Source organism: Hymenobacter sp. GOD-10R (assembly GCF_035609205.1).
In the GTDB taxonomy this organism is placed as follows: Bacteria; Bacteroidota; Bacteroidia; order Cytophagales; family Hymenobacteraceae; genus Hymenobacter.
The window spans coordinates 5740123-5757164 of the sequence record NZ_CP141184.1 but is presented as its reverse complement, the minus strand read 5'-3'; the positions used below and the strand labels follow the sequence as shown (position 1 = coordinate 5757164).

Below are 17042 nucleotides of genomic sequence, written 5' to 3'. Positions count from 1 at the left end.
CAGCAGCCCTCGACAGACGTGCTTGAGCTTACAAAGAAAAAATGTGTGCTAATGGCGACCAGACCCAGGTAGCACTACGCCGCTAATTGAAGCGCAACGGTACCACCACCTTCACGCTGATGTTGCGACCCATGTTGAAAATACCCATACGGCCGTTGCTGGCATTATAATCCGCGTATTTCAAACGGCTGAGGTGGCTCTGATAGGCAACATCAAACAAGTTATTGCCAGTCACAAAGACTGAAAAGAGCGTTTGCGCCTTCGCATTTATCCAATCGGTGCCCACGCCTGCATTAATTAGGGTGTAGCCCGGCGTACGCGTTTCGGTTTGATAAGCCGCAAAAAAGCGGTTTTGCACGAACGTGTGTTCCACGTTGACGCGGACGTACAAGTTCGCCAAACGCGTATTCTTCACCTTGCGAAAATTAACGCGCAGCTCCGATTGCAACCGGTCGGCAGGAATAAACGGCAGGTTACGTAAGGAGTCAGCGGGTTGATTAAGCTGGCGCGCGCGCACCATCGAGAAGCTGTTTTCAAAGTGCAGCCAGTCCAGCGGATGCGGGTGAATATCAACGCTTACTTCTCCGCCAACCAGACGGGCGTTGCCTTGGTCGTACAGAAATACGGGGTTTCCCGTCGAGGCAATCGAATCGGAGCCTGCTGCGTTCAGAATATGGCGTGGGAAGATGTAGTTCTGAATACGGTTTTCGAAAGCGTCCACGTTCAGGCTCACGTGGTCAGTTACGTAGCTGATGCCGGCATCATATTGCAAGCTGGTTTCTGCTTTGAGCGTCGGGTCACCAATTTCGTAGCGGATGGTGCCTTCGTGCTGCCCATTGGAACCTAGCTCGGAAATATTAGGTGCCCGAAATCCGCGAGATAGATTGGCCTTTACCAGCAGCTTTTCGCTGAGGCTGTACGCGCCACCGATGCTGCCCGACACGTTGCGAAAAGTAGATTTGAAGCCCGCAAACTTCTGCTCTGCGCCAGGCGCGGGCACCGGACGCTCATCGGCGTCGAGGTACAAGGCGTCGGCGTTGATACGCCGGATGTCGTAGCGTAGGCCGCCACTCACGTCTAGCTTACCAAAAGTTTTCTTCGTCACCCCAAACACACCGCCATCGAGCAGGTGGTAAGCAGGAATTAGGAATTCCTCACCCTTATTAACGTTTTGCTGCTGCATACCACTGACGCCGACAGTGGTGTTCCAGCCTTGCATCTCGGGTAGAAAGTACCGCACAGCGTAGTCAAACGTGCGCAGCTGAAAGTACAGCTCTGGTGTATCCGGATTGAGTACGTCGCCGAACTCACGGCGTAAGTTCTGTTGCCAGCTAGCATTTACCGTCAAGCGGCTCTGACCGAAAATGAAGTTGTTTTCGGTGCCAATGCGCAAGTGGTTGACCCGCTGCCGCGGTAGAGCTAGGCCATAGCCGCGCAAGTCGTCGGTAGTCACAGGCACGGCTTCGGTCGCTGTGTCATGCACAGCCACGTCTTTCAAGAAGCGGCCCGTTGCTGGGTCCCGGTCACCTTCCGTTAACCCTAGCTGCTGGTTGAAGGTATTGAACGTCAGGTGTGAATAGCCCCAGCTCTTATTGACGCCTACGTATCCGTTGGCATCTAGCTCGCGGAAGCCGGAGTTAAAGACGCGCCCATCGTAGCGGTTGCGGTAGCTGCCCGCTAGCTTGCTGCTGCCGCGTACCAACCAGTTGAAACCGTTTTTATTGCCCGCATTCATGAGCGAATAGCCCTGCAAGGCATTATTGGTTTGGTAGTTGGCTGAGGCTGAGCCAATGATCTTGCCTTCTTCCACGGGGTCAGGTGCCAGAAAGTTGATAACGCCCGCCATACCATCGGAGCCATAGAGCAAGCTGCCGGGACCTTTGATTACCTCCGCGCGGTCAATAGAATACTCATCAATCTCGATACCGTGCTCGTCGCCCCACTGCTGGCCTTCTTGCTTAGAGCCATTGTTGAGGGTAATAACGCGGTTGAAACCTAGCCCCCGGATGATCGGCTTGCTAATGGCGGCGCCCGTTGTAATTTGTGAAAGGCCGGGAGTGTGCGCTATGGCATCTATCACGTTGGTAGCTGCGGCCTGCTGCAAGCGAGTATGATCGACCACCGTGGTTGGAATGGGCGAACGGCGCATTTCTGTTGCCGCTGATACTCCCGTCACGACTACTTGACCGATTTCGGTAGCCGTAGATGTCAAGGCTACTTCAATAGGCTGACCTGTGCCAGTGTCAATGGTGCGTGCGACGCTAGTGTAGCCTAAGGAGCGAACCTGCATTAGAAAGCGGCCGCGCGGTAAGCTAGCAAACCGGAAAGTACCGTCAGGGCCAGTCGCAGTAGCTTGGCGCAAGTCGGGAAACAGGATGGTGGCACCGGGAACGGGCTCTTTCGTCGCGGCATCTACCACGTGGCCTGTAACGAGGTTGCCGGATGTTGCCCGCTGTGCAGCGAGCGGAGTAGTGGTAGTGGGTACTTGCGCAATTGTGCTTGTAGTGAGCAGCAACAAGCCTATCACTAGAAAATATCGTGACATAAACTGAAAGCTAGGGCCTAGCGAATGAGCTAAGAAGGAAAGGAACGCCACGCTAGCAACTAGGGCCAGCCTACAGAAGCAGCGGCTTCTGAGCGTAAGTATCTGCTAACTAGTAACCTAGGTAACGGCGTTCACACCATGGTGGACGCCGTACGAAGAGTATGGGTTGAAAGCAGCAAAGAGGGAAGCAGGAAACCTAGCTTCTAGGTGGTCCGCGCAAATACCCGGTAGCGACCACCGAGCTAGGCCATGCTGCACAGAGCTTATCGCTAATAGCCGCCGAAAAAAACGGTATGACCTCAAACTCTAGCGGTGCAGCCAGTTGGCAGGAGACATGACTAAAGTGGTCAGTCTGGCAATGTTGGTGTTTGGACGTGAGCAGTAATCGCGCCTTGCCCGGCTTGCTCATTAGCGACACATGCGCCGCCTCTTCGCTTGTGTGCTGATGCTGGTGCAACGCCAAGATCCAAGTATCTGGCAGGAGCACCCGCGTAAAGCAGAGCAGGAGCAAAAGTGCCAGATGAGAACGAAGAGCGCGCATTATGCAACAATGTGGCGAATGTACCTGCCAAATGTAGAATGATTTTGCTTAATCGGAACAGCTAGGTTATGGAGAAATTGCTAAACCACTCTGCATAGTAACAGATATGATTAAGAGAATAATACAATTTTATACAGTATATTGAAAAGTTGCTATTGGCTTCAGAGAGAGGCTTACAGGTTAACTGATACCTATCTTGAGGAGTCTGTATACTGATCTAGCGAGATTCACGTTCTGTTAAGCGAGCAATTTTGCTGAGTCAACGTGTATGTACATATAATTAAAAAATTACTATATAGATTTGTGAACCCTATCAATAAAAAGTACTGGTTTTAGTGTTACTGCTATCAATATGATCTGTTCTCTTCACGAATCACTCCTACTGCAACACGATCCTCAACTTCAGTTAGTACGCTGGCAGTGGCAGGGGCCTTTAAGTCTGCTACGATTTCAGATGGCCCTTGAACGATTGTTACTCTTTTCCCGCCAACACAAGATTCGCCAATGGATGGTCGACATCTCCCAAATGCCGCCGCTTGGCAACGACGAACAAGCTTGGGTAAGTCAGCGGTGGGTGGCTCAGTTTGCGCATGTTGGTGTATTAAATATAGCCCTGATGTTGCCCAATGACTTACATAATCAACTGGCAATGGAGCATGTACTCGATAGTGGCCGCTGCTATACTCAGGTCAACGTACAGTTCTTTGCTGATTTCCCTGCTGCACTAGATTGGCTATCTAAAACGCCCGACGACGTACACCGCCTGGAAATGGAATGGTTTGCCGCCGCATACACAGCTTCACAGCCTGGTACCCAACGCTTGTCGTTAAAAAAGCTTATTGATTAACCCCTGTGTGTGCTGTCAAACTGGCAGCACGGAAGGCGTGGAACACCTTTTGAAACCGAGAGCCGGACAACGCTATAGCTGCAAGTGCCTAGCGTTTTGTCCGGTTTTTTGTTTCACTGCTTCTGCCAATACGTTATGCAAGAGAAAGGTAGCATCTCGATTCATACCGAGAATATCTTCCCCATCATCAAGAAATTCTTGTACTCTGATCACGAAATCTTCCTTCGGGAATTGGTTTCGAACGCAGTTGACGCCACCCAAAAGCTCAAGAGCCTAGCCCAGCTAGGTGAGTTCAAGGGTGAGTTAGGCGAACTGAAGGTGCGCGTGACGGTGGATAAGGAAGCGCGTAAAATCACTATCTCCGACCGTGGCCTAGGTATGACGGCCGAGGAGATTAAGAAATATATCAACCAAATCGCCTTCTCTGGCGCCACCGAGTTTGTGGAGCAGTATAAAGAGAAGGATGCTAGCACCAAAGATCAGATCATTGGTCAGTTTGGCCTAGGTTTTTACTCTGCTTTCATGGTAGCAGAGGAGGTGGAAATCTGGTCGAAGTCGTACAAGGATGATACCCTAACGGCGCATTGGACGTGCGATGGTAGCACCGAATTTACGCTCGATGAGCCCACGGGCGAGCACGCGAAAGCTGAGCGCGGTACCGATGTGGTGTTGCACGTAGCCGCTGACTCAGACGAGTTCCTGGAAGAAGCTAGGTTGCGGACTATCCTGACGAAGTACTGCAAATTCCTGCCTATCGAGATTGAGTTTGAAGGCGAGGTCATCAACCAGACGCAACCCATCTGGACCAAGCAGCCTTCGGAGTTGACCGACGAAGATTACACGAAGTTCTACCAGGAGCTGTATCCTCTCACAGAGCCACCACTGTTCTGGATTCACCTCAACGTCGATTACCCTTTCAACCTGACGGGTATCTTGTATTTCCCCAAGGTGAAGGACGAGCTACAGCTCCAGCGCAACAAGATTCAGCTTTACTCGCGCCAGGTGTTCATTACCGACGAGGTGAAAGACGTGGTGCCAGAGTTCCTGATGCTGTTGCACGGCGTACTCGACTCGCCTGATATCCCGCTGAACGTGTCGCGTAGCTTCCTGCAAGCTGATGCTAACGTGAAGAAAATCAATACGTATGTTACCCGTAAGGTAGCAGACAAGCTCAGCGAGCTGTTCAAGAAAGACCGGGCTGGCTACGAGCAAAAATGGTCAGATATCGGTCTGTTTGTGAAGTATGGTATGTTGTCGGACGAGAAATTCTACGACAAAGCCAAAGACTTTGCGCTCGTGCAGAACACGGCCGGTAAGTACTTTACTTTGAGCGAGTACCAAGAATTTATCCAAGCCAACCAGAAGGACAAGCAAGAGCAACTGGTTGTGCTGTACACCTCCGATTCGGAAGCACAGCACGCCTATGTGGCCGCCGCCCTCGACCGGGGCTACGATGTACTGAAACTCGATGGTGTACTTGACACGCACTTCATCGGGCAGCTAGAGCAGAAACTGGAGAAGGTGACCTTCAAACGAGTGGATGCTGACACGGTTGGTAAGCTCATCGAGAAGGATGAAGCTACCGAGAGTGTGCTAAGCGATGAAGACAAAACGCGTTTGCAGGAGCTGTTTGCCAAAGCAATCAATAACGAGCACATGCATGTGCAGATAGAAGCTCTATCGCCTCAAGACTCACCTGTTATTATCACGCTGCCCGAGTTTATGCGGCGGATGAAAGACATGCAGCGCACGGGCGGCGGTGGCGGTATGGCCTTCATGGGCAGCTTGCCAGATAGCTATACGGTGAGTGTCAATGCTAACCACGCAATAAGCCAGCGTATTCTCAGTGCCGACGAAGAAGCAGGACGTAAGCTAGCTCGTCAGGCCTTCGACCTAGGTCTGTTGGCGCAAAACATGTTGAAAGGAGAAGCACTGACTGCCTTTGTGAAGCGCAGTGCTGATCTGCTAACAGCATAGTGGGTGCTTTGAAGTAACTCGCTCGTGCAGTAACAATAGAACCCCGGCGACGAAAGTTGCTGGGGTTTTATTCTTTTGATAAGAATACGATAAGTTACGCCAGTAAGTAGCTAATCAGCTACCTAGGTGTCGGGCACCAAATCACTGTATCTTTACGTTTACTGCTGCGAATTTGCTCGCTTACTTATGCCTTTTTCTCGACCGCAATTATTGCTGTTTGCTCTGCTGCTACTAGTTGGAGCGTGTTCCAAGAAAACCGTCTCCTTCAATAGCAAGCCCGATCAAGACCTCGTAGCGCTGACCGTCAACGACACATTGACGCAGAACAGCGACACCACAAACTTGCTCAAAACCAAGCGTGTGGCTATGACGAAGGAGGAAGAGCAGCAGGCAAAGGATCAAGACAAGAAGAATAAGCGTAAGCCTAAGAAGAAAAAGAACATCTTTCTTGGCGAGCCAATCAAGAAGGCCTATACCAAGTCAGGCCCAAAGGGACGTAATCAAGTAGTAGAAATCTTCTACTACATGCGCAATCCACAGAAAACGGATCCTTTTGCTCCTGTACGCTATTATTATGATGCGCACAAACGTCGCATTCTGCAGGACCGAGCTGGGGTAGACCCCGGCGCTAACAAGGTGCTGCACGGACCTTATAAGAAGATGCAAGGCGGCAAAGTGGTCGAAACAGGCTTCTATGCCGTTGGTACGCGCCACTTACGTTGGGAGCGGCTTAGCAAAGACAATATTCTGGTTACCAAAGTGCATTACGAGAAAGGCTTCCCGCGCGATGCCAACGTTACGTATTACGATGGTGAGCAGAAGCAGCTAAAAGAAGTAGTGCCTTACGTTGACGGTAAGCTGGAAGGCGAGTACGTGCGCTACCTCGAAAACGGTAAGCGCGACTGGGATGGGCAGTTCGAGAACGGAAAAAAGGTAGGTCTCTGGAACAAGTATTGGGGGTTTCGCAACGTGCCCAATCGATTACACTACGTTTATCAGTATCCAGAAAGCGGCTACGAGCCCGAAGCTGAGCCTATACTGCTACGTGAGTACAACCGGAACGGAACACTTATCTACGAGAAAGACAAGCTAGATCGGCGTAACGCCCCAGATGACAGTAGACCTGGCACTAATAGACCAGGAACGAACCGGCTAGGAACTAGAAAATAGGACTGCGATAGTGTCTCAGAACCTAGCTACTTGTCGGTAGCTGCTCGCTAGTAGAAGGCGTCTTCAAAGTGCTCGATTTTGAAACCGGTGGCAGTCGGTGTAAGTGCTAGGATATCAAATCGGATGTCGCCTGCCCAGTTGATTTCCTCTTGGTACTGTTCGGCCGCTAAGCGAAAAAGTTGGCGCTTGCGGTCCGTAACAAAGGTTTCTGGATAACCGAACTGGGAAGAGGAACGCGTTTTCACTTCAACGAAAACCAGAAGTTGTGTTGCGAGTCGTACAATAAGGTCTACTTCAGCGCGACGATAACGGTAATTCTGACGTTCTATGGCAAAGCCACGCCCTAGGAAGTAGTCGGCCGCTGCCGCTTCACCCGCGTGGCCAAGTTGATGAGCATCGTAGGGCATAGGAGAGAGGCAGTTGCGGTATGTCGTACAATTGGCTTTGGGACGAATCTACGTACCTTTGCTATGGTACCAGCGACAGTTACTCGCCTGCTGGAACCTAAATGCCGAAACCGTTGCTATGGTGCACATCTGTTCTGCATCATCTATCCTACCACCTGAACTGCTCATTGATGGATTCCTTATATAGTCAGTGCAGTGTACCCGTTGCCGCCACCCCTAGTGTTGATCCGATTGCGCCGACTATAGCTGAAGCAAGTCAGAACCATCGTGTAGTGGTGCAGCGGCTAGGGCTCTCAGATTACGAAACCACTTGGGCCTACCAAGAACAACTGCTGGCCGCAACGCTTGCCATCAAAGCACAAAATCGTCAAGCAACGGAAGCAGGCACCCCTGTGTTGCCAACGCCTAATTACCTTTTGCTTTGCCAGCATCCGCATGTGTACACGCTAGGCAAGAGCGGCAAACCTGAACACTTGTTGCTCGACGAAGCTGCATTGCAGGAGCACCAAGCTACATTTCACCGTATCAATCGGGGAGGGGATATAACGTACCATGGGCCGGGTCAACTAGTAGGCTACCCGATCTTAGACCTCGATAACTTCTTTACGGACATTCACCGGTATCTACGGGTGTTAGAGGAAGCGGTGATTCGTACGTTGTCAGAATACGAGTTAGTAGCAGGCCGCATTCCTGGTCTCACGGGTGTGTGGCTAGACTTTGAAGAAGGAGCTAGCAACCCACGTAAGATTTGTGCCCTAGGGGTCAAATGCAGCCGTTGGGTGACTATGCATGGCTTTGCGTTGAATGTTAACACTGACTTATCGTACTTCGGGCACATTGTGCCGTGCGGTATCAGTGATAAAGCCGTTACATCTTTGCAGCAGGAGCTAGGTAGAGCAGTACCGCTCTCAGAAGTAGAAGACCGCTTGTTGATACACTTGGCCGACTTGTTCGCTGCCCAATTTATGTTTGAGTAGGAATGAAGGAACATATTCTGTTTGATCCAGTTGAAGGCGTTTCTATAGCCGTAGTGCCTGACGATAACGCAGCTACAGAGGAAGGCAAAGCGGGTTGGCAGGTATACTTACTTAATCACAATGCATTTCCGTTGGAAAACGTTATCGTTAGTTCTAATGGGTACGGAACGAAGGAAGATGGTGAGCAAGTGCGTACTTCGACCCTACGTCACGTGTTCGTAGAAGTAGCACCACACAGTGCCGTACCCGTTGAACCTATTGATCCTGACTTATTTCGTCTCAACAATCAGTATTGGGTAAGCTACTATCGTGGCTCACAAATCTTTGATAAGAAGTTCATATTCGTGCCTGATTCTATTGTTGCCGCCAACCTGATTTCTATTGCGCTCCTCGGCCGTTCGGGGGTATTGCACAGTTAATTGATTTATATGACTAGCTGTTACTCTCAACGGTTAGCTTCTGCCTTTTAAGCGTTGAATAGGTGATGAATGCACTTGGGATTTCATTGAGCTTATCATTTATGTGGGCCTTTTGGGTAGCGCTATTTGCGGTGCCCTCCATTATTTATATTGCTCATCTTAAAAACATGTTGGATACGCCCAACGTGCGAACCGTGCATGAGTCGCTCACTCCTCGGCTCGGAGGGGTAGCTGTGTTCGCTGGCTTCATGTCAGCACTTACCATCTTTGCTGACTTAAGTAATGGAATTCAACAGCTATTAGCAGGTTGTATCGTTCTGTTCTTCGTCGGGCTTAAAGACGATTTGGTTACTATATCCGTCACAAAAAAGTTTGTCGGACAGCTATTAGCAACGGGCATTGTAATGATCATGCCCCAACCTGAAATCCGGATTACTAGCTTTCAAGGTATCTTAGGGATTCATGAGCTACCAATTGGGATAAGTTATGCCTTCACCTTTCTAGTAATTGTTGGCATTACGAACGCCATCAACCTCATCGATGGATTGGATGGTCTAGCAGGTACCATCGTTATTATCATTGCTAGTACGTTTGGCTATTACTTCTACCGTTATGGTGGTACCAGCTACAGCAACTACGTGTATGTTTCTGTCTGCGTCATAGGGGGAATACTAGGCTTCTTGCGTTATAACTTTCACCGTGCTAGTATTTTTATGGGAGACACGGGCTCATTAGTTTGCGGCTTTATCGTGTCAGTACTTACCATCCAATTTATCGAGATGGGTTTAAAGGTTGGACAGCCTTTCGCTTCATCAGCTCCTTCTGTTGCAGTTGGAATCTTGTTCGTTCCTCTTTTCGATACGGTACGCGTTTTTTTGGTGCGCATGCTAGCCGGACGTTCGCCATTCTCGCCCGATAAAAACCATATTCACCACCGGATCCTCGCTATGGGCTTTCAACAAATAAGCACTGTGCTATTACTAAGCCTGCTAAATTTGGTAGTGATCCTATTCGTTATAAACTTCGCTGAGCTAGGTAACACGTTGCTAATTGGCGCTCTAGTAGCCTTCTCCGTGCTACTCAGCATCTTCCTAGGTGTATACCGTAGCCGTACTGCACAGCAACGAGTAGCTTCTTAAGAGGCAAGCAGAAATAGAGTGAGAAACACTGATTGGCGGGTAGCAAGTAGGTTTGTTATATGTATGTGGCTACTACTACATACGCTAGCTGGGCAGGCTACGGAATATCGTCCGCTACCACCTGCGCCACAGACTGGTCTTTCCGATGAGTGGCTAATCTATGAGGAAGCTTCGAACCGGTTAATTCTTTATTTGCCTGGTTATCACAATCCTGCCCGAGCCTACTACCAATGGGTAAGTATCCGGCCAAAGCAGGGTTTCCCTATCACATTTACTGCGCGCAAAGATCAGAGCTTGTTCCTGGACAACAGGCTCATCTTTACGGCACCAGGTCCAGCCTCTTACACACTCGATTTAGCGCAACTACTACCAGCTGGGATGACTACTGGGTCACACCTGCTATGTGTGTGGCATCCTGAAATAGCTCCGGATATTTCTTCTTTTACCAATACCACCTTGGTACCTCCGGTGAAGGTTGGTAAAGCTGCTAACACTAACGTTTTTGCGGCGCAAGCACGTGCACGCGGTCATCAAGGTGAGAATGTGTTCTTGTGCTTCTTACTCCTTATTGGTTTACTCTACGGTGGCATACGGGCCACGTATCAGCCTAGCTTTGCTCGTATTTACCAGGTCGAAAACTGGTGGGGAAAAGGCAAAGACCAAGAGTTTTTGACCAAGCCGACAGCTACGTGGCTGAATATTCTACTAATACTCGTGTTTTCATTGTCGCTGGCCTTATTACTTGTTGCTATCCATACCAATATCCAAACCATTGTCATTCTACGGCGCTTATTCGATGTACCTGAATCAGCTATCATGGCACGTGTGCTACTTTACACAGGACTGATAGCAGGATTTGTACTAGGTAAGTACCTCTTCTTGGAATTGATGGGTTACATCTTCGACGTGACGGAATTAGTAATGATGCAGTACCGGGAATTTGTTCGTACTTTCCTATTTATGGGACTGTTTCTGCCTGCAGTGATGGTTCTATATCTGAGTTTGAATCAAACCTTACCGGAAGCAGTGCTGTGGGCATCTAATGGGGTCGTTTCCTTGATGTTGGTTGGTACAGTAGTCCGCATCGCACGTACACTAAGCCGACGCGTGTCCCTACTGAATCTACATTTGTTTTCGTACCTTTGCGCCACAGAAGTTATACCTCTTTTGGTGCTTTTGAAGTTGATTGTGTTCACCTATTAGCATCCTGCAGCACTGAGCACTGGCTAGTGTTTTTTAAGCCACTTATTTGCTTTAGACTTACCCACTCCATTTACCTTATGGCCGAGAGCACAGACAAACCGGGGACGGGCCGGCACGCCAAGCGCATCTCTAGCATCCTGGTTACCCAGCCTAAGCCGACGAACGACGTGTCTCCTTACTTTGCTATTGCCGAGAAATACGGTATCAAAGTTGATTTTCGCGAGTTCATTCAGGTTGAGCCAGTATCTTACAAAGACTTCCGCAAAGAGAAGATAAATATTGCTGAGCACACAGCTATCATTTTCACTAGCCGCAATGCTGTAGATCATTTCTTCCGTATTTGCCAGGAAGCCAAGTTGGAAATGCCGGCGGAGATGAAGTACTTCTGTATCTCTGAGCAGACTGCTAACTATTTGCAGAAGTACATCGTACTACGAAAGCGCAAGTTGTTCGTAGGTCAACGTACTGCTGCTGACTTGTTTGATGTCATCAAGAAACACAAGGGTGAAAAATTCTTGTATCCTTGCTCTGATATTCGCAAAGATGATATTCCGGAGTTCATGCGGGCAAATAACTTCAAGTTTACTGAAGCTGTAATCTATCGTACAGTTGCTAGTGACTTGTCTGATTTGTCAGATGTGAAGTACGACTGTATCGCTTTCTTCAGCCCATCCGGAATCAGTTCACTGTTCGTCAACTTTCCTGACTTTGAGCAAGATGGCACTCGTATCGCAGCTTTTGGTCCTACCACAGCAAAAGCCGTATTAGATGCTGGCTTAGAACTAGATATTGAAGCTCCTCAACCAAATGCGCCGTCTATGACCGGTGCTATTGAAGCATACATCCGATTACATCATGGTGCAGATGCAGGAAAAGAGAAGAACAAGAGTGGTAAACAAAATGCTTAGCTAACCCAAAAGGAAGCAAATAATAACGGTCTCCATTCGTTATTTAATCTAACTTAGTTGCAGGGCTTTTGTATGTTACAACAAGCTCTCTTAGTCTAAATAGCCTTATTCTCAGTCCAAGCCAGTTGCTTCCATGAAGGGATCTTTAATTGCCACTCTCCTGCTGTCGGCAGTTACCGGCACCGCTCTTGCGCAGCAGCAGCCTCAGTTCAGCCATTATGGATTTAATGGCATGTACTTAAATCCAGCTTATGCTGGTATAAAGGGGCAAGGGGAGATTACTACTATTGGTCGAGACCAGTATGTTGGCTATAATGCTTCCTTCGATGATGGCGGTTCTCCACTAACGTTTATGCTTAGTGCCTCGCTGCCAATGCAAGTTCTTGGAGGAGGGATAGGAGTAGTAGCATATCGCGACAGAATTGCCCAATGGACTACCACAAACACGCAGCTATCCTATTCTAAGCATATTAAAGTTGGCGAAGGTCGACTAGGTATTGGTATTCAAGGCATATTTAATTATATATATCAAGGGTCTTATCGTGCAAATGATGATGGTGATCCTAATGTACCTCAGCAAGGATCAGATCATAAATTCGATGCGGGGGCAGGGGTGTGGTACGAATCAGACAAGCTGTATGCAGGTTTGAGCGCAAACAATCTATTCCGTACAGGTTATAGCTTTAATAGTGTACTGAATACGTCATCTGCTTCTATTCTTAACGAAAATCACGCCTACTTCACTGCCGGTTACAATATTGAGGCAACTTCTTCCGTTGTAATTACGCCGACTGTGTTGGTGAAAATGGTAATGCCCGGCAAGTTTGGTGATGAAGGGAAATTTACGTTCAAGAACAACTCGTATGAGGGCGGAGTGCGTGCCACGTTCAACGATCGTTTTTGGGGAGGATTGGCTTACCGATATGACGAATCAATAACGGGTTTGGCTGGACTTAGCTTTGCAAAGGACAATGCATTTAGGGTGGGATTAGCTTACGACTTTATTGCATTTAACCAAGATGCTCGTGCTTTGAGCTCGTACGAGGTTATGCTCTCTTATCGCCTACCTAAGCCAGGAATGGCTACGCGGCCCGCAATCCGGACCCCACGCTACAGTTTTTAATACTGTAATAAATAATGGCCTGCTTATTGCCTTGAAGTTTTCAAGCAACTAATAAAGTGCTTTTTAAGTACTAATAAGCTGCCCTTCATCGTTTAGTAGATTCCTATCATGTACATGATTGTGTCGCCTAGTTTTGGCTACCTATTTGTGTGCAAGTTGAGGAACCATTAAATTTGCTGACTCAGCGAAATTGTAATCTTTGAATATTGCCGCCTAACAGACTTTTTTTCTTAATATGAACAAGTTTCTCGGATTGCCTCTCGTAGCCCTTTCGGCATTAATATTGGGAGGCTGTGGTTTTGGCAAAGGACCTCAGGGGGACCTAGTCGGGGCGGAGGATCGACCAGAGTTTAATCCTCAAGAAGTTCCTTTCGGGATGGTTCCTTGTCCAGGTGGTACTTTCCATATGGGCCAAACGGACCAGGATATTTCGGCTTCCATGGTAAATATGAACAAGCAGGTGACAATCGCCGGGTTCTACATGGACGAGACCGAAATTACGAATAATGAGTATCGCCAGTTCATGAATGCAATCCGTCAGGATTCTATTGATGTATTGGGCGAAGAGTATGTGATGACGGAGCTTTATCCAGACACTACGGTTTGGGTACGAGACTTCACTTATCATATGGGTGACCCCTTAATGGAGTACTACTATACTCACCCAGCTTTTGATGATTACCCAGTAGTAGGTGTTGATTGGTTCGCAGCTAAATACTTCTGTAACTGGCGTACCAAGAACAAGAACGCTGCTAATGCCGAAGCAGGCCTTGCGCCAACGCCAAACTTTCGTTTGCCTTCTGAAGCTGAATGGGAGTATGCAGCACGCGGTGGCCGCGACCTAGCTACTTATCCATGGGGTGGTCCTTATCTGCGTAATTCTAAAGGCTGCATGCTGGCGAACTTCAAACCAGGTCGTGGTGATTATGCTTCTGATGGGTATGCTTATACCTCACCAGTTGGCGCATTCTTCCCGAATGACTTCGGCTTATACGACATGTCCGGTAACGTTGCTGAATGGTGCGACGATGCCTTTATGGAAGCTTCGGTACCAGTAGTATGGGATATGAACCCTACGAACCCCGATGATAACGAACCACGCAAAGTAGTACGAGGAGGCTCTTGGAAAGACATTGCCTACTTCCTAGAAACAGGAACTCGTAGCTTCGAATACCAAGACTCTGCTCGCTCTTATATAGGTTTCCGCACGTCTATGATTCAAATTGGTATGGGTACTAATAGCAAGATGAACTAAACTGACTTTACAACACTTTCAATTTTTAACTTTTATATAATCACTTTCACTTTCCTCTCTTCTAAGTAAAATGGCAGCAAAAGGTAACTTCCTGTATGACTCAGTAATGCCCAAAGTATATGGTATTGGGGCAGCAGTAGTAATCATCGGAGCTTTGTTTAAGATTCTACACTGGAACGGCGCCGACGTGATGTTGATGGTGGGTCTAGGTACAGAAGCAGTGATCTTCTTCTTGAGTGCTTTTCAGCCTAACTCAAAAGAAGTTGATTGGTCGCTTGTATATCCAGAACTGAGTGAAGGGTATGATCCTTCTACTAACAGCAACAAACTGACAACAACGAGCAACAACGGCACTGGTCTAACGCGCAAGCTAGATGATATGCTGAAAGATGCTAACGTAACTCCAGAAGCTATTGCTTCACTTGGTCAGGGTTTGAATCGTCTAAGCACTACTACGCAGCAACTTGCTGGCTTAGGTGAAGCTACCAACGCTACTGATGAGTATACTACAAAAGTACGCTCAGCTGCTCAGTCTTTGGAGCGCATCAATCAAGCATATGCTAACACTGCTCAAGCAATGCAAGCTATGTCTGATGCTACTTCTGATGCTAAAGAGTACCACGTACAAGTTCAGAATGTGACTAAGAACTTAGGCGCTCTGAATGCCGTGTATGAAATGGAACTTCAAGATGCTAACACTCATTTGAAGTCCATGAACAAGTTCTACGGTACTTTGAGCCAGGCTATGGAGAACCTGACTGAAGCTGGTAAAGAGACCGACCAGTTCAAGCAAGAAGTAACGAGCCTAACTACGAACTTGAACTCGCTGAACCGAGTGTATGGCAACATGCTGAACGCAATGCGTACTAGCAGCTAATACAACGTTCGTTGATAAGTTCTGTTCTATAAAACTATTGATTAGATAACATACCACAGCAATGGCAGGAGGAGCAAAAGAGTCTCCGCGGCAGAAGATGATTGGCATGATGTACTTGGTACTGACTGCACTTCTGGCCCTACAAGTAAACTCGGCAATTCTGCTCAAGTTTAAGTTTCTGGATGATAGCCTTTCTACCATCAACCAGAAAGTTTCAACGGCGAACGACGGCACGATTAAAGGAATTCAGGCTCAAGTTGAGAAGAATCGTAATCAGGCTAACGACGTTGCGGTTCTTAAGCAGAGCGAAGAAATACGTGAGCGTACCAAGCAGATGATTTCTTACCTGCAAGGTGTACGAGATAAACTCTTGACGGCCACTGAGAACAAAGGCAAGAATGAGTTTAAAAACATGAGTGCTGAAGATAAGGTGGCCATTACCATGCTAGGTGGTAAGAAAGATGGCGCTGGTTATGCTCTCAAAGACGAGCTAAATAAGTACTCTGGTTACATTCAGAAGTTCGTTCCTAACGCTTCTCCTCTTGCACTTGATGCGAAAGAAGATCCAATGGTAACGGAGAAAGAACAGAAGAACAAAAACTTCGCTGAGCTGAACTTCGAAAATACTCCTCTGGTAGCTGCTTTGGCAGTATTGTCGCAAAAAGAGGCTGAAGTGCTGAAGTATGAGTCAGATGCATTAGCTGCTCAGTCAGCTAAAGTAGGTGGAAACATCATCGTATTTGACAAAGTAGGTGCTTTCGCCAGCGCTGAGTCGAACACGGTGGCTGCTGGTACGAAATACAAAGCAGAATTGTTCTTGACAGCGTCGGCTACAGGCTTGCGTCCAACAATGACATTGAATGGCAGCCCACTACAAGTAGGTGCTGACGGCAAGGGTAAAATTGAGTTTACCGCTACTCCTGGTGGCTTCGATGCTGCTGGTAACGCTAAGAAGCAGTGGACTGGTACAATTCGATTCAAACAGAATGGTCGTGACACTACCTTTAAAGTAAACGTACCTTATACGGTATCTAAGCCAGTAATGCAGATTCAATCTGCTTCGGTACAGGCTCTTTACTTCAAGTGTGGTAATAAGCTGAATGTACAAGTTCCTGCACTAGGTGCTCAATACAAGCCAGGCTTCTCTGCTTCGGGTGCTTCTGTAATCTCAGGTTCTAAGACGGGAGAGGTTACTCTGATACCAAACTCGAAGGAGGTTACTTTGAACGTAAGCAGCGGTGGCAATGCTATCGGCTCGCAGACCTTCCAGGTGCGTCCAATTCCAAAGCCTGAAATCCACTGCGTAGTAGGTGGCCGTGAGGCCAACGAGAAGCAAGGCACCCCGATCACAGCTGTACGCAATATGAGCTTGAAGGCTGTAGCTGATCCTAGCTTTGCTAACTTCCTCCCAGAAGATGCTCGCTACCGGGTAACACGCTACGAAATCACACTGGTTCGTGGTAAGCGTCCTGCAATACCAACTAGAACTATCAGCGGCCCAGATGCAAACTTGAACGATGTTGTAAACTCAGCACGCGAAGGTGACCGTTTGTACGTTGAAGTAAAAGAAGTTCAGCGTATGAACTTCCAAGGCAACACGGAGTCAGTAAATGTCTCTAAACAATTCAACGTACCGCTGCTGTAAACTACGTTG

At 48.1% G+C, this 17042-nt stretch carries 14 protein-coding genes; 12 read left to right on the top strand and 2 right to left on the bottom strand.

Features of this window, described 5'->3' with window-relative positions:
* Positions 1–82: 82 nt before the first annotated feature.
* Positions 83–2545 carry a TonB-dependent receptor gene (locus SD425_RS22960; RefSeq protein WP_324672673.1) on the bottom strand — a complete coding sequence of 821 codons (2463 nt, stop codon included), beginning with the start codon at positions 2543–2545 and terminating at the stop codon, positions 83–85.
* Positions 2546–3438: 893 nt separating this feature from the next.
* Between SD425_RS22960 and SD425_RS22955 the strand changes: the two genes are divergently transcribed.
* The 3 genes from SD425_RS22955 to SD425_RS22945 all read left to right on the top strand — a co-directional run bounded on the left by SD425_RS22955 (position 3439) and on the right by SD425_RS22945 (position 7080).
* On the top strand, positions 3439–3933 hold the full coding sequence (locus SD425_RS22955; RefSeq protein WP_324672670.1) for a hypothetical protein: 495 nt from the start codon (positions 3439–3441) through the stop codon (positions 3931–3933).
* A 135-nt stretch (positions 3934–4068) separates the two neighbouring features.
* Positions 4069–5910: a molecular chaperone HtpG gene (htpG, locus tag SD425_RS22950; protein ID WP_324672668.1), complete on the top strand. Its 1842-nt coding sequence runs from the start codon at positions 4069–4071 to the stop codon at positions 5908–5910.
* Positions 5911–6096: 186 nt separating this feature from the next.
* Positions 6097–7080, top strand: a complete 984-nt coding sequence (locus SD425_RS22945; RefSeq protein WP_324672666.1) for a hypothetical protein — start codon at positions 6097–6099, stop codon at positions 7078–7080.
* A 47-nt stretch (positions 7081–7127) separates the two neighbouring features.
* Here SD425_RS22945 and SD425_RS22940 read toward each other — a convergent pair whose 3' ends face one another.
* Positions 7128–7487, bottom strand: coding sequence for a YraN family protein (locus SD425_RS22940; RefSeq protein WP_324672664.1), 360 nt, complete (start codon positions 7485–7487; stop codon positions 7128–7130).
* Positions 7488–7657: 170 nt separating this feature from the next.
* Here SD425_RS22940 and lipB point away from each other — a divergent pair, with 170 nt between their 5' ends.
* The 9 genes from lipB to gldM all read left to right on the top strand — a co-directional run bounded on the left by lipB (position 7658) and on the right by gldM (position 17033).
* Entirely contained in the window at positions 7658–8464 is an 807-nt protein-coding gene (gene lipB / locus SD425_RS22935; protein WP_324672661.1) for a lipoyl(octanoyl) transferase LipB, read from the top strand.
* A 2-nt stretch (positions 8465–8466) separates the two neighbouring features.
* Positions 8467–8883, top strand: coding sequence for a hypothetical protein (locus tag SD425_RS22930; protein ID WP_324672659.1), 417 nt, complete (start codon positions 8467–8469; stop codon positions 8881–8883).
* Between the two features lie 248 nt (positions 8884–9131).
* The gene (locus SD425_RS22925) at positions 9132–10022 is read left to right on the top strand and encodes an MraY family glycosyltransferase (RefSeq protein ID WP_324672657.1); all 891 of its coding nucleotides are present in this window, start codon (positions 9132–9134) and stop codon (positions 10020–10022) included.
* 405 nt (positions 10023–10427) lie between these two features.
* The gene (locus tag SD425_RS22920; RefSeq protein ID WP_324672655.1) at positions 10428–11225 is read left to right on the top strand and encodes a DUF4271 domain-containing protein; all 798 of its coding nucleotides are present in this window, start codon (positions 10428–10430) and stop codon (positions 11223–11225) included.
* A gap of 77 nt (positions 11226–11302) precedes the next feature.
* Complete coding sequence (locus tag SD425_RS22915; protein WP_324672653.1) at positions 11303–12133, top strand: uroporphyrinogen-III synthase; 831 nt, start codon at positions 11303–11305, stop codon at positions 12131–12133.
* Positions 12134–12266: 133 nt separating this feature from the next.
* The gene (locus SD425_RS22910; RefSeq protein WP_324672651.1) at positions 12267–13256 is read left to right on the top strand and encodes a PorP/SprF family type IX secretion system membrane protein; all 990 of its coding nucleotides are present in this window, start codon (positions 12267–12269) and stop codon (positions 13254–13256) included.
* Positions 13257–13491: 235 nt separating this feature from the next.
* Positions 13492–14511, top strand: a complete 1020-nt coding sequence (locus SD425_RS22905) for an SUMF1/EgtB/PvdO family nonheme iron enzyme (RefSeq protein ID WP_324672649.1) — start codon at positions 13492–13494, stop codon at positions 14509–14511.
* 70 nt (positions 14512–14581) lie between these two features.
* A complete protein-coding gene (gene gldL, locus SD425_RS22900; protein ID WP_324672648.1) occupies positions 14582–15388 on the top strand; it encodes a gliding motility protein GldL in 807 nt (268 codons plus the stop codon).
* A 61-nt stretch (positions 15389–15449) separates the two neighbouring features.
* Positions 15450–17033 carry a gliding motility protein GldM gene (gene gldM / locus SD425_RS22895; protein ID WP_324672646.1) on the top strand — a complete coding sequence of 528 codons (1584 nt, stop codon included), beginning with the start codon at positions 15450–15452 and terminating at the stop codon, positions 17031–17033.
* Positions 17034–17042: the final 9 nt, after the last annotated feature.

What these genes read in the sequence shown, in the direction of transcription:
- SD425_RS22960 (WP_324672673.1), bottom strand. Translation starts at nt 2,545, where the DNA reads ATGTCACGATATTTTCTAGTGATAGGCTTGTTGCTGCTCACTACAAGC.
- SD425_RS22955 (WP_324672670.1), top strand. Translation starts at nt 3,439, where the DNA reads ATGATCTGTTCTCTTCACGAATCACTCCTACTGCAACACGATCCTCAA.
- htpG (WP_324672668.1), top strand. Translation starts at nt 4,069, where the DNA reads ATGCAAGAGAAAGGTAGCATCTCGATTCATACCGAGAATATCTTCCCC.
- SD425_RS22945 (WP_324672666.1), top strand. Translation starts at nt 6,097, where the DNA reads ATGCCTTTTTCTCGACCGCAATTATTGCTGTTTGCTCTGCTGCTACTA.
- SD425_RS22940 (WP_324672664.1), bottom strand. Translation starts at nt 7,487, where the DNA reads ATGCCCTACGATGCTCATCAACTTGGCCACGCGGGTGAAGCGGCAGCG.
- lipB (WP_324672661.1), top strand. Translation starts at nt 7,658, where the DNA reads ATGGATTCCTTATATAGTCAGTGCAGTGTACCCGTTGCCGCCACCCCT.
- SD425_RS22930 (WP_324672659.1), top strand. Translation starts at nt 8,467, where the DNA reads ATGAAGGAACATATTCTGTTTGATCCAGTTGAAGGCGTTTCTATAGCC.
- SD425_RS22925 (WP_324672657.1), top strand. Translation starts at nt 9,132, where the DNA reads ATGTCAGCACTTACCATCTTTGCTGACTTAAGTAATGGAATTCAACAG.
- SD425_RS22915 (WP_324672653.1), top strand. Translation starts at nt 11,303, where the DNA reads ATGGCCGAGAGCACAGACAAACCGGGGACGGGCCGGCACGCCAAGCGC.
- SD425_RS22910 (WP_324672651.1), top strand. Translation starts at nt 12,267, where the DNA reads ATGAAGGGATCTTTAATTGCCACTCTCCTGCTGTCGGCAGTTACCGGC.
- SD425_RS22905 (WP_324672649.1), top strand. Translation starts at nt 13,492, where the DNA reads ATGAACAAGTTTCTCGGATTGCCTCTCGTAGCCCTTTCGGCATTAATA.
- gldL (WP_324672648.1), top strand. Translation starts at nt 14,582, where the DNA reads ATGGCAGCAAAAGGTAACTTCCTGTATGACTCAGTAATGCCCAAAGTA.
- gldM (WP_324672646.1), top strand. Translation starts at nt 15,450, where the DNA reads ATGGCAGGAGGAGCAAAAGAGTCTCCGCGGCAGAAGATGATTGGCATG.